We start from the raw sequence: 13,337 nt of genomic DNA on the forward strand, positions 1-13,337 counted from the left end.
CTTTTATAGAGGATTGACTATATCAAGGAAAATTTATTATCAAGGAAGATACCATGACAACCATACTCAACGAACACGATAACTACCATCAAGCCAAAGACGCGTATGGGTTCCCGTTAATTATTAAGCAGCTACTCAACCGTGCCAAAATTGCCTCTACCAACCAAACCATTAGCTACGCCGACAAAGTCACTTATACCTATGCTGAGTTTTTTAAGCGTATTAATCGCTTGGCCAATGTATTAAAAAATATGGGCTTGCAGGCAGGTGATGTGGTCGCGGTCATGGATTGGGACAGTCATCGTTACCTTGAGGCATACTTTGCAGTACCAATGTCGGGCATGATTTTGCAAACCGTTAATGTGCGTCTGTCTGAAGAAAAAGTGCTATATACCGTCAATCATGCTGCGCCAAAAGCCTTATTATTGAATGCTGAATTTGCGCCGATGATCAAAGACTATCGTGACGATGCGCCTTCTATTGAGCATGTAATGTGGGCTGATGATGCAGAGGATGACAAAGTAGGTGGTGAGAAAGCTGAGCTGCCAGACTATGTCGATGGCGAATATGAGGCACTATTAGCAGCTGCTAGTGACGAGTTTGACTTCCCAGATTTTGATGAAAACACTATTGCTACTACGTTCTACACCAGTGGTACGACAGGTGATCCAAAAGGGGTTTTCTTTACTCATCGACAGATTGTACTACAGACGATGGCAAGTACCTTGGCGTCAGCCCTCAATGCCGAAGGTCAAGGCGCGCGCTACAACGATGTCTATATGCCAATGACGCCTTTGTTTCATGTACATGCGTGGTGCTGGCCATATGGTGCAACCATGATAGGGCTGAAGCAAGTATATCCAGGAAGATATCTGGCACCAAAATTGGTCGACTTGATCGAGCAGCACAAAGTCACGCTATCACATGGTGTCCCAGCAATATTGCAGATGCTTCTCAAAGAAATGGCAGAACGCGGTCGCAAATTTGAAGATCTTAAACTGTTACTAGGTGGCTCAAAGCTCAATGAGGGCTTAGCCAAAGCAGCTATCGAGTGCGGTATCGAATTTATGTCAGGATTTGGTATGTCAGAGTCTTGCCCTGTATTATCTCGAGCAGTATTCGATGACAAAACAGAGTCGATGACGCTAGAGGATAACCTTAACTATCGTTGCCTATCAGGTTCGCCAATTATGTTAGTGTCGATGGAAATTTGGGATGAAAATGGTAAACCACAACCCATGGATGGCAAATCGACAGGCGAGCTTGTGATACGCGCGCCGTGGTTGACCCAAAGTTATTTCAAAAATCCTGACGCAGGTAATGAGTTATGGAAAGGCGGCTGGATGCATACTCAAGACATCGCCTGCATGACCGCTAATGGCACGCTAAGCATCACAGACAGGCTCAAAGATGTCATTAAATCTGGCGGCGAATGGGTGTCCTCGCTTGAGGTCGAAACCATTTTGTCCTTTCATCCTAGCGTGGCTGATATCGCGGTAATTGGTGTGCCAGATGAGCGATGGGGTGAGCGTCCCTTGGCATTGATCGTGCTAAAACCAGACCATGTCGACACAAAAATGGAAGATATTTTGGCATTGGGTCATCAAGCAGTAGAGAAAGGTCATCTGCCAAAATACGGTGTGCCAAGCGAAGTGAGGTTTTTGCCAGACATGCCAAAAACCAGCGTCGGTAAACTCGATAAAAAACGCATGCGTTCGATGTACTCAGAAAACCTCATCTAATCAAACAATCCGGTCACCATCAAATCGACTTTGACAACAGTGAAAACTTGCATAAACCCTAGTGTTTGACTAAATGCTAGGGATGGGGAAGGTGTGTGAGTCACAAGCACCCTAAGTCACACTCATCCTCTATATAACAAAACCTGTCTAATAAAAAGAGAGAAACTATGGAAGCTGCGCCTACGTTCCCAGAAATACAAGAGATTGTCGCAAGCGATGATAATCACCCATTGCATGACTTTACCGTTATTTATCCTCAGCAAGTGGAGTGGGGTGATATGGACTCCTTTGATCATGTCAATAATGTGGTTTATTACGAATATGCTCAAAACGCTCGTATCTACTACAACAGGCGGCTTGGTCTATTTAACGAACAGACGTCTTCTGTGATGGCAGCCTCATCATGTCGATATCTCAAATCGGTTGCTTATCCTGATGAGTTATGGATTGGCGTCAAGGTCAAAAAAATCGGTAATTCAAGTCTGATTCATGAATATACCTATTACAGTACGGTGCAGAAAACAGTCGTTGCGATAGGTGAGTCAGTATTGGTCTATCTTGATAAGTTGAGCGGACAAAAAAAACCGATCGATGAGACGCGAAAAGACGCGATTGCTGCGTTAGAGAATATTAATCAAGAAGCGTAACACCCAATATATCGGTCAAATTATGATTGGGGTTTTTAATTGAACAGTAGTTATTAAGTAGACGTTAATTTTCATCTAAAAGGATTATTTATTCTTATGGATTAAAGAAAACGTAGTAGCAATTGGATTGATAAGGATATCAACATAAAACAGGGAAGAAATGAATGATGCTTTATATAAAAAGGTTATCTGTAGGTTTCGCTACGGTTGTAACATGCGTATCTGCACAAGCAATCGATCTTGTGACGACAGATGACGCGACTTTGAGTATCGGTGGTTACATCAAAGCAGAAGGTGCTTTTAACTCTCCTGATGAAGGCGAGTCGGAATTTAAGAGTAATTTACGCCAGTCTCGTATCAATGTTAAAACGACCAAATCGGTAGATGATAAAAAAATCACGGGGTTCATTGAAGGTGATTTTTATGGTGACTACGCCAAGGGCGGCTCAAATCTGCGCTTGCGTCATGCTTATGTGCAGGTTGATGATTTAACAGTGGGTAAGACTTGGAACGGTCAGTTTTTGGCAGTGGCGCCTCTTTCTACGGAGCAGCTTGATTTCTGGGGTACTGGTTTGGGCACGGCCTCTGGTGGTGGCTCTTATATTCGTCCAGATTTGACGCTGCACTATACTTATAAGGGGCTGCGTTTTACGGCGCAAGACCCTGTTTATGATAATGCGAGCTTACCTGATATGGTGGTAAGCTATAAAGATAAGATATCTAACTTTGATTATAACGTGGCTGTCACAGCTCGTGATGCTGAGAACGGAGATGGTTCAGATGTGGGTATCGGTGTTTCTTTAGCTGGCAAGCTAACATTGGGTAAAGATTCGCTCCATGCCAGTATATACAATGGTAAAGGCATGGGCGCCTATTCTGCCATCTGTGTTGGAGGACCGCTAATTATGAATGGCGGCGTAGACTGTGATGCCGAGGATGGGAAGCTTATCTCGCAAACTGGCTATAGCGTAGGATATAAGCATCAATTTACCCAAAAGCTGCGCGGCAACTTGCGCTATGGTGAGGTGAATGTAGACGATGCGGCAGATACTTCTGCTAATGTAAAAAGCGCAAATCTTATCTATGAGTATCTACCAGATCTAGATTTGGGTATTGAGTGGAGAAATCAGGACGTAACGACATTCCCATGGATGCCAGCAGGTCAGCAAATTGAAATAATGGCAAAATATGATTTTTAAATTAGATAAGTATGAAGTAGTAGACTTTTATTAAGATAAGGCTTTATCCATGCATAATAGGGGTAAAGCTTTGTCTATAAAAATCGCTAATAATGCTAAAGTAGCAATCAAAAATTTAAATTAACTAAGGTTGCTATGTCTAATACAGAGTCCAATACAGAAAAACCAATATTCAAACAGAGTATCTCGCTATCAGAGAATAGTGAATATATATCTAATGATATAAGCACAGCGCGGTCTGCTTTCTTAACGCTACCAGTCGTTATACAGACTGCCTTGGATCAAGCCAAACGAGTCGTTCTGATTGCAAATAATCCTGCTGTGACCACGACGCAGCTTGAGATGCTATTACAGCCTGATGATGTCTTGGTGTTATTTAATCACTTTATTCACGCTGATTTTCTTGCCAACCATCAGTTAGCTAGTTCGTTACCTAAGCTGCTGTTTTTTAGGCAGATTGGTAACAGTAAGCTGCATTTTGGCCTACCACCTAGAAGCAATCATATATCAGTGATGGAGCAAATGTTAGAGACCGCCCCGCTAGGGATATTAACGAGCAACCAGCCTTATCAGTTTCCAACATTAGCTGATGATCCAAGCCCTAGTGATGATCCTATCACTATCACTGCTCATCGCATCTTAGATATTCCTTCGAGGATGAAAAAACTATTATCAAGCACCATTTATCACAGTGTGTTATCAGAGCATCACAAAGTCGTTGCTGACTATCCATGCTTTACCGATATTCATTCGTCAGCGCCTTCATCCGGTTTTTTATTGTATCGGCTGATGCTGGCAGCTCGAGCATACTTACACCATATTCAAAATACGAAACTACCGTTAGAGATAGTAATGATTGGTTTCAATGACAATGATAAAACTGCTCACTTTTGGCATGGTCATAATTGGGATTTTGAACGTCAGGAAATGAGTCGACCACCTACAGGAGTGACTATTCATCGGTACTAGAATATTGATTAGCTAAGTTTTCGTTAGCTAGAAATTGCTAGAAATAGTTAAACATAAGGAGCTTCGGGACAATGAGCGCGCTTTATCTCATTGTCGTCAGGCTCTCGTCGGACGGCTATCAATGATGACTGTTCTTCTTTCCAATCAATCAGATCCATATCGGAAAATTGGGACAGCCATCCTGTCATGGGCCAACAGTACCATTTTTGATAGAAGCGATTGGCATTGATAATGATACTGTCCAGATGATTAAGAGGTGGCCGGTAGACACTGTGCTGCTGATGATAAGCGATATCAGCAGTAAGGTAAAAATTAATACCTAATCGACGTGCTGTAAAGGCAAAATCGGTATCTTCTGCACCATAACCTGTATATTGGGTGTCAAAACCGCCAATTTTATCAAAAGTCTGTCGCTTGATAGCGAAGCATAGGCTCCAAAATGCACCGTAATCATCAGTTTGTTTGATAGCTGTTTGCTCTGTTTCAGTAGGATATGAGTCAGCTGCATCAAAATTATAACGATAAGGGTTATAGACAGACAGCTCATCTAAAACAGAGAAAGGTAGATGGTTAATTTTTAATAGTGCATTTTCTTGTACTGATAATGGTCGCGTTAGATAGCGCGGTTGACCCATCAAAAGCGCATTAGGATATTGCAGAAGCTTATTATACATTTGCTCAATAAACGTAGGCGCTACGATACAATCAACGTCCAAAAAAATCAGCATATCGTGAGTTGCCTGCAGTGCTCCAAGATTGCGATTATGTCCGATATCAAACTCTGTAGTTTTAATATCGCTACCATCATTCACAGCTGATTTAACCGTAGTCGGTAACTTCACGATATTCAATGAAAATTCAGCTAACCGATTGGGATCAGCGTCGTCGTTGACGATAATGACTTCGGCTGGCTTTACACTACTATTTTCTAAACTGCTCAGTAGGTTGTAGAGATGACGATTACGACCATAGCAAGTCGTAATGACTGTCATCGATACAGTATCAGAAGTCGTGCTCGCGTTACTCGTTGGCTGAAGGGTCATCGCTTGTCTTTACCTCGCTATCAGGTTGCCTGTTACTTTTAATAAGTCAGTATTTAATTGTTAATTCGGGTGTTAAGTCGAGTCGAGGAAGCAACCAGTTTTCAAACCAACGCTTAGTAGTAGGATAATCAGTGGTGCTATGCATAAAAGCTTGAGCAGCTGTTGGCGTAACTATGTTGGTTTCCTTGCTGTCATTTTCCTCACTGTTATTTTCTTCAATGCTATTTTTTTCAATACTATCAACCGAGGTAGTAGGGTGTTGTTTGCTTTGGCCATGAATTGTTTGAGCAATAAATTCAGGTTGACCATCATCGACGCTCATTAAGGTTTTAAACTGCTGCCAATTTAGCGCTTTGTTTTGAGCGACTAACGCTTCAGCCATGACGGCCTGTTCATTATGTGGCCTGTCATCAGGCACCACTATGAGCGGCGTATCGTAATGATACGCTTGCGCGACAGCATTTAGGCCACAGGCCATCATCAGATAATCGCTATGACAAATAAATGGTGTGACGTCATCTACCTCAGCTGAGATATCGACATAACATCGTTTGTCATCGTCTATAGGCCCGAGAGAGACAATCAATGCATTGGGTAGCAGTGAGCGCAACTCCGGTAGTTTTTCGTCAATCGCCTTGTGTCCACCGTAGCCTTTGATAATGGTAACAATAGGTATTGTAGCTTCGGACTTGTCTATTAATTGAGCCTTGATAGATGGTAGGTTTGTAGATTTAAGATCAGAAGTTTCGCCACCTACGCTTAATTTTTCCAAAATATCTATAAAGCTCTCATAAGTGTATGACTCGGTTTTTTGAGAGTAGATAAAGTCAAGATAGAGCGTTTTATCACAGACCCACTCAGATGTCTGGGTAGACTCTAATGCTTTAGGATAAGGTGCTAGTAAGGCAAGCGCGCCAGCAAAAGCACCTATATGTGGCGCATCGTCGCGAATGCCCGGAAGCCTAACGTAAAGGTAAGGAATACTTGCCGCACGGCAGAGCATGGCCACCTCAACGCTGACATCAATAATCATTAGATCAATATTACCTCGAAAGATAGTGTCTAGTATTTGGTGACTGCGTTTTTGAATGTCACCATTGCCTACGGGCGAGTAGTGTAAGCTGGCTGGTTGCCAATATTCTCCTGCACGACCTGCTAAGATATCATCGGGGCGTTCATCTTCTGCATTTAAACGCACGATTTGTTGTTCATCAATAGCGGTAAAACGATAGCTATCTATATCTAAGCTCGTAAATACCGTTAATTGCGCTCTTGCATCATTAGGTAGCAATGCAGCCAGTTTGTCTGCCTGTCGGCAATGTCCTGAGCCGTGATGATGCGCATAATATCCGATACGCATCATTACGACCCCTCGGAAAAGCTAACAAGATTATTATCAGTTTCAACTGGCGCTTGAATGGCTTGATTAAAAAATTGCAGGGAGTCTTTTGTTAACTCAGACAGCTCATAGCTGTTGATACTATTGATATAATTTTCTGAATTGTCTTCTATCAACACCGTTCTATTTTTTAACGCTGCTTTATACAATGCCATATAGCCGTCTACCATGGCTGATACTGAACAAAACTGTAAGGCGCGGTCACGGCAAGCTTGGCGTGATATATTTTTAATCGTAGCAAAGCCATTGATAAAGGCGGCTTTGTCTTTCTTAGGTACGATGACTCCTGTCTCTGGAGTAATAATTTCGGCACTGGCTCCTGCATCGAAACCAATGACTGGCGTGCCACATGCCAAACTCTCAGCCAAGGTCAATCCGTATGGCTCATCCCAAGTACTGGTAAATAGCATGGCAGTTGCTTGGCACAAATAACTATTAATCTCGTCCTTGGTGACATGACCTACGTAACTGAATAGTTTGTCATCGCCATTCTTACTGTCTTTAAATAATAAAGGGGCTACTTTTTGATTGAAGTAATCTTCGTTGCTTTTAGGTCCTGCAATGATAAGTTTCTTCCCAGCTTCCATACAGTACCGCATGGCTAAATGAGTGCCTTTCTCAGGGCAGATACGCCCATACCAAAAATATACCTCGTCATCGCTACCATCAGTATTGCCAAGCGATTCTGTATTGGCAATAAAGGATTCGACATCGATGCCGTTATACACCACTTGTGAAGGGACAAACTCAGCGAATAACTGCTGTTGGTGCTTACTAATTGCTGTAAATTGAGTGGTTGTACCAGCGCGCAGTGTTAAAAGCGCTAAACGTAACTGCGGAAAAATAGGCGTATGAAAAGTGGTAAAAAACCTTTCGCCAAACGCTTGGCCTGTCATCATCGGAATGTGATGCAAACTGTGGTTATGTACGATATCAATTTCACCACGATCATCACGTTCGATAATATCTCGTAAGGCTATCTGATAGGTGAGATATTGATACATCTCTTCACGGCCCATGGCGACCGTTTCATGCTCATTATCATAGACCATCTTGTTAAACTCATGACGAGTCAATAATGGCACCAACGTTGCTTTCGTCTCGCTATCTTTATGAGCGTAAAGCAATACCTCATGACCTTGCGCCACTAGTTCATCACAAATCAATTGGGTAATCATTTCTAGACCACCCGCGTAAGGTTGGGCGATGGGATACAGTGAATGCGCGATAATGGCAATACGTAGTGGTGAATTCGAAGACCTAATCATGTTTTTAAGACCTTTATAGTTATAAGCATCATGGCTATGAGCGTTATGGTTAGTAGAGTGGTGTATAGGGAGCCTAGTATAGAAACGATTAAAGACAATAGAATGACCTTGGTTCAAAACTGGCTTATATAAATCGCAAGTTTTTATGAATCGCTATCTTTATAAGTATTCTTTTTATAAGTACTGACTTTTACGAATCGATGGTTTTTTTATCTTTAAATAAAGACGTCGCATAAGATGTCGTGATAGTCGTCTTCTTTTCATGGGCTACTTTTAAAGTCTGCTTAAGAACCTTACTCATACTTGGCATATCTGCCCGAGCATCAGAGAAATTATCCATTGCGACCTTGGCTGCGCTTAGTTTTAGAATACAGACTGCCACTGCACAGATAAATAGTACTGGTGAGTAGAGCGGTGAAAATGGCGCTACAACTAGGACTGTAATGATATTTAGCACCAATAGCAGTTTTGGTAACGCTGCTATATTCTTAAGGAGTAATGACTGACGACTTTGGATATAGTTCTGTTTCGGCGTACAGACAAAAGGTTTCTCTCGTCCCCACAGCACCGGAAGCCATGACAAGGCACCAATTTCCCAAAAGTTCAAATGCATCAACCATGCACGTATTTTTCTGCTAAAACGTGGCTGATGGCTGTCATCTACTTGTTGATTGAGAGGCGATTGATCACGGCAATATGCCCACAAACGTCTAAAGATAAAAAACGCATAAACCGCATAAACCACATATAAAGGTGCAAGCATCGACATGTCAGCGTTATTTACCAAAAGCATGTCAACCATCACCAGTAATGAGCAGATATGCAAAAGGATAAAGAACCCTGTAAAATTGACCCAAGCACTCAATTGAGACAGATGAGCGCGTATATATGCTAGACGTTCACTCATACTTTTGGATTGCGATACATACTGAACTGGAGAGTGGTACGGGACTGACAGGTAATCCGTGAGTACTTGCATATTGCCGTAGATCCAGCGTCGGCGTTGACATATTAGGTCATCTAGCGTGTTAGGCAGTAAACCCGTGGCAATAACTTCTGGTACAAACTGACTGCGAAAACCTTGTCGATGCATAAGCACGCCCATCTGAGCATCTTCAGTGATAGAAGCGCCTGACCAGCCTCCTATGCTCAAAAGATCCGAGCGTCGAATGACTGCATAAGTACCCGTTGATAAGGCGCGATTGCGATTAAAAGAGCGGTACAGATGATGGTTAAAATAGTGATTCAACTCGCTACGCGCATCGAGCTGTCCTTCATTACGATAAAACTGCGGAAACTGCAGTAGGGTATGCTCAGGATACTGGGCAATAGCCTGTGTAATAGAGGCTCTAGCATGTGGTAATGCTTGGTAATCACTATCGACAACCACAATGTGACTACAGTCTGGACTCATTAACCCAAGTGCCAAGTTTAAAGCGCCCGCTTTGAATCCTTCGACACGATCAATGTGATAAAAATGGACGTTCAATTTAGCGTCTAAGCTTTGGCAAAATGCTGCCAACGGCTCATATAACGATGTCTCTTTATTATTATTATCGATAATCAATATCTCATCGTGTGCTTCTTTTACTGCTAATAACGACTTTATCGTAGCAATCACCAACTCTGGAGGCTCAGCTCGCGTCATTAATTGAAAACTGAGTGCTGCGCTAGTCAAAGCTTCTTGTGTGTTAGCAGTCATGTCTGGTCCTTAAGCAGGTACAACAAGTGAAATTTATATAAAAAGAATGGCTTATAGACAATGTAAGTACTTGTATCTTCAATCTTTTATTGAATACCAATGCATACTAATACAAAATTAAGTAATGATTTAGCCGATAATTGTTTATGATAAATTAACTGTGTAAGTTGTACGTAATGTGACATAAAAACTTAGTATTTTAATCGCGTAAAAATAGGGCGTTTTTTGATTGAGAAGGGGATAGGTAGCTGTACTTTACTTCTGAGTTAGGGTAGTTAGTAAAAAGATAAAACGAGGAAAAAAGATGAGGATAAGAAAGTAGGAAGGTCTGCATCATTATGTTGAAGCACGACTGTAGTAGGATAGAAAAGCACGACTGAAATCTTAGTTAGCTTTACAGGTTAAAAACGTTAATAAGTTTGAGATTAGATTATTTATATTGACGTTTAACTTAATGCTTAGCTAGCCCTGACTAAATCAAGCCAGTGCTAAATGAGTGACACACCAGTTCCAGACAGCGTCGACAGTTGGTGTTGATGACGAACTCTTTTTGCGAACAAGATAATAATCTGGATCGACTGTTAGCGTTGACTCGCTTATCTGTACCAATCTTCCTGCATTCAAATCCGCTTGTACAAACGCCTGACAAGCAATCGCAACGCCTTGACCCGCTAGCGCTGCATCTAAAGCCAATGCGGTCTGGTTAAATACAGCACCGGCTAGCTTACCTGTAGTACCAAAAAATCGTGGCCAATGATGATGTGAGTCATGGAGCAATGGCATCTCTTGTAGCGCTTCAAGTGATATAGGCAGTTCTCTATTGGCCATTAAGTGAGGGCTAGCCACGGCTACGAGCGTTTGTTTGAACAGCAGCTGAGTAACAAATACCGCAGGGAATGGTGGGCGCGTCAGGCGTACCGCGATATCTACCTGATCACGGTCAAAGTCTGCAACGGACTCGGTCGCTACAGTACGCAACTCGACATCAGGGACCGCAGCAGTCAATGCCGATAAGCGCGGCAGTAATAGCTTAGTGGCAAAAGTCGGCGTCACGCTAATAGTGACAGTTTTAGGTTCTCTGAGTAGCTGAGCTGTTGCTTTATCCAAAATCTTAAAAGCGCGAGTAACTTCTGCAAAGTAAACAGAACCTTGGCTGGTGAGCGCCACGCCTCTTGGTAGTCTTTGAAACAAAGCAAAGCCGATATGCTCCTCTAGCATTCTTACCTGCTGAGCGACCGCGCCCTGTGTCACAAACAGCTCATCCGCCGCTGCCCGAAAATTAAGATGACGCCCTGCAGCCTCAAATGCACGTAAGGCATTGAGCGGTGGCAATGTACGATGACTGTTTGTCACTTTATTTTCCTAGACTGTAGATTTTCTACAGTCTAGCATCTTTTATTATGATGTTAGGAATCTGATTTTATTGGTTATGATAAATGAAACGATAACTAATGGAGAAAGACATATGGATAATATTACAACGACAAAAAAAGTGGCGCTTATCACAGCAGGCGGGTCAGGCATGGGTGCTGCCGCTGCTCGTAAACTTGCAGCTGATGGTTATCATGTCGCTATTTTATCTTCCTCTGGTAAAGGTGAGGCTTTAGCAAAAGAGCTTGGCGGCATTGGTGTTACTGGATCCAACCTTATTAATGAAGATGTACAACGTTTGGTTGATTCGGCGATGCAACAGTGGGGACGTATTGATGCGCTTGTAAACTCTGCTGGTCACGGCCCGCGCGCAACTATTTTAGACATCACTGATGAGGATTGGCATAAAGGGCTAGAGGTTTACTTTCTTAGTGCGGTACGTGCAATTCGTTTGGTCACGCCAATCATGGTGGCACAGGGTAGCGGTGCTATCGTCAATATATCTACTTCTTGGGTAACGCAGCCGACTGCGCTTTTTCCTACGTCAACGGCTTTTCGTGCCAGCCTTGGCGCTTTTACCAAGATTTTCTCAGATGATTATGCAGCAAAAGGTGTGCGTATTAATAATGTCTTACCTGGCTGGATTGATAGCTTGCCTGAAGTCGATGAGCGACGCGAGAGTGTACCGATGGGGCGTTATGGCACTTCTGAAGAAATCGCCTCAACGATTGCCTTTTTATTATCCGAAGCTGCTGGATACATCACTGGGCAGAATATACGGGTTGATGGTGGCGTCATTCGCTCTGTGTAACGAGTTAGTCAGTACAAGCCTATTGATACAAGATAGTTAATACCAGACTGTTAATACAAGCAATAAAACACTGTCGACGCTAGCTGTTTGAAAAAAGCAGCTCATCTATTTGTTAAGGCCAATGTTATGTTTCGAGCATATGCTGCACTGGTGCTTCTCGGGGTCATCTGGGGGTCGAATTTTATTTTTATGAAATGGGCGACGGCTCTAATCAGCCCCTCACAAACCGTATTTTTACGCCTGCTATTTGGGTTCTTGCCATTGGTTGCAGTTGCTTGGCACAGCAAAGTAATTACTCGGGCGCAGTTACAGCATTTGCCACACTTTATAGTGATGTCGGTGCTTGCAACTTCATTTTATTATTATGGATTTGTCGCAGGTACGGCGCTATTGCCCAGTAGCATTGCAGGTCTATTAAGTGGCTCAATCCCTATATTTACCTTTTTAGGCGCGGCGCTGTTCTTACCTGAAGAGCGTCCGACCAAGCAAATGGCGATTGGACTTGCGCTAGGATTTGCTGGTATCGCATTAAGTGCGCGACCATGGCAAGGCGCTACTGGTGTCTCTCTCGTTGGCGTTTTGTGGATGTTGGCAGGGTCTTTGAGTGTGGGTGCGTCTTTTGTGTATGCGCGGCGTTATCTGTCTCCTCTGAGATTGCCACCACTGGCGTTAGCCACTTGGCAAGTGGGTTTAGCTGTCATAACGCTTTCGATACTCATCGATTTCGATGGTATAACCCAGCTGTCGACAGATACTAGGGCAATGTGGGGAACAATACTTGGTCTGGGTGCTTTGGGTACTGGCGCTGCTTTTTTGATTTATTATTTTATTATTGAGACGTTAGGTTCAGTGCGGGCTGCTGGTGCTACTTATATTGCTCCAGTCGTTGCTGTCATCATTGGCGCGATAATTGGCGAGGATATCACCAGCTTAGAAATTATAGCGTTGGTACTGATTCTAAGTGGGGTCCTACTGATACAAACGGGTAGACAGACTTCAGGGTAGCGGTAGGAAGGGTAGGCTGTTAAGAATACAATACGCATATTTATGACAAGCTAGTCGATGATTTCATTCAAGCCTGCAACTGCTACTGAATTTTTCGATACGCTTACAGCACTAGCTCCATGACCAGCAATATGCCGACCATCAAATAACATTCGATGGTCGGCATGATTAACTCAACGAT

The 13,337-nt window shown here is 42.9% G+C and carries 11 protein-coding genes; 6 read left to right on the top strand and 5 right to left on the bottom strand.

What is annotated here, in order from left to right; all coding sequences use genetic code 11:
* Window positions 1–53 precede the first annotated feature (53 nt).
* From QL886_RS00065 to QL886_RS00080, 4 genes are all read left to right on the top strand, one after another.
* Window positions 54–1,742, top strand: coding sequence for a fatty acid--CoA ligase (locus QL886_RS00065; RefSeq protein ID WP_290177210.1), 1,689 nt, complete (start codon window positions 54–56; stop codon window positions 1,740–1,742).
* A gap of 167 nt (window positions 1,743–1,909) precedes the next feature.
* On the top strand, window positions 1,910–2,389 hold the full coding sequence (locus tag QL886_RS00070) for a thioesterase family protein (RefSeq protein WP_290177211.1): 480 nt from the start codon (window positions 1,910–1,912) through the stop codon (window positions 2,387–2,389).
* A 242-nt stretch (window positions 2,390–2,631) separates the two neighbouring features.
* Window positions 2,632–3,588 (top strand): hypothetical protein, encoded by a 957-nt coding sequence (locus QL886_RS00075; protein WP_290177212.1) that lies wholly within the window; start codon window positions 2,632–2,634, stop codon window positions 3,586–3,588.
* 135 nt (window positions 3,589–3,723) lie between these two features.
* Window positions 3,724–4,557, top strand: coding sequence for a hypothetical protein (locus QL886_RS00080; protein WP_290177213.1), 834 nt, complete (start codon window positions 3,724–3,726; stop codon window positions 4,555–4,557).
* A 47-nt stretch (window positions 4,558–4,604) separates the two neighbouring features.
* On the opposite strand, the gene QL886_RS00085 is transcribed toward QL886_RS00080, so the two are convergent.
* From QL886_RS00085 to QL886_RS00105, 5 genes are all read right to left on the bottom strand, one after another.
* A complete protein-coding gene (locus QL886_RS00085; RefSeq protein ID WP_290177214.1) occupies window positions 4,605–5,600 on the bottom strand; it encodes a glycosyltransferase in 996 nt (331 codons plus the stop codon).
* 46 nt (window positions 5,601–5,646) lie between these two features.
* A complete protein-coding gene (locus QL886_RS00090) occupies window positions 5,647–6,963 on the bottom strand; it encodes a hypothetical protein (RefSeq protein WP_290177215.1) in 1,317 nt (438 codons plus the stop codon).
* Window positions 6,963–8,267: a glycosyltransferase gene (locus QL886_RS00095; protein WP_290177216.1), complete on the bottom strand. Its 1,305-nt coding sequence runs from the start codon at window positions 8,265–8,267 to the stop codon at window positions 6,963–6,965. Before QL886_RS00095 ends, QL886_RS00090 begins: the two co-directional genes overlap by 1 nt.
* A 190-nt stretch (window positions 8,268–8,457) precedes the next feature.
* Complete coding sequence (locus QL886_RS00100) at window positions 8,458–9,969, bottom strand: glycosyltransferase family 2 protein (RefSeq protein ID WP_290177217.1); 1,512 nt, start codon at window positions 9,967–9,969, stop codon at window positions 8,458–8,460.
* Window positions 9,970–10,446: 477 nt separating this feature from the next.
* Window positions 10,447–11,322 (bottom strand): LysR substrate-binding domain-containing protein, encoded by an 876-nt coding sequence (locus QL886_RS00105; protein ID WP_290177218.1) that lies wholly within the window; start codon window positions 11,320–11,322, stop codon window positions 10,447–10,449.
* A 112-nt stretch (window positions 11,323–11,434) separates the two neighbouring features.
* On the opposite strand from QL886_RS00105, the gene QL886_RS00110 reads away from it, so the two are divergent.
* A complete protein-coding gene (locus QL886_RS00110; RefSeq protein ID WP_290177219.1) occupies window positions 11,435–12,151 on the top strand; it encodes an SDR family oxidoreductase in 717 nt (238 codons plus the stop codon).
* A gap of 126 nt (window positions 12,152–12,277) precedes the next feature.
* A complete protein-coding gene (locus QL886_RS00115) occupies window positions 12,278–13,156 on the top strand; it encodes a DMT family transporter (RefSeq protein ID WP_290177220.1) in 879 nt (292 codons plus the stop codon).
* Window positions 13,157–13,337: the final 181 nt, after the last annotated feature.

It is taken from the genome of Psychrobacter sp. APC 3281 (assembly GCF_030407815.1).
GTDB lineage: Bacteria > Pseudomonadota > Gammaproteobacteria > Pseudomonadales > Moraxellaceae > Psychrobacter.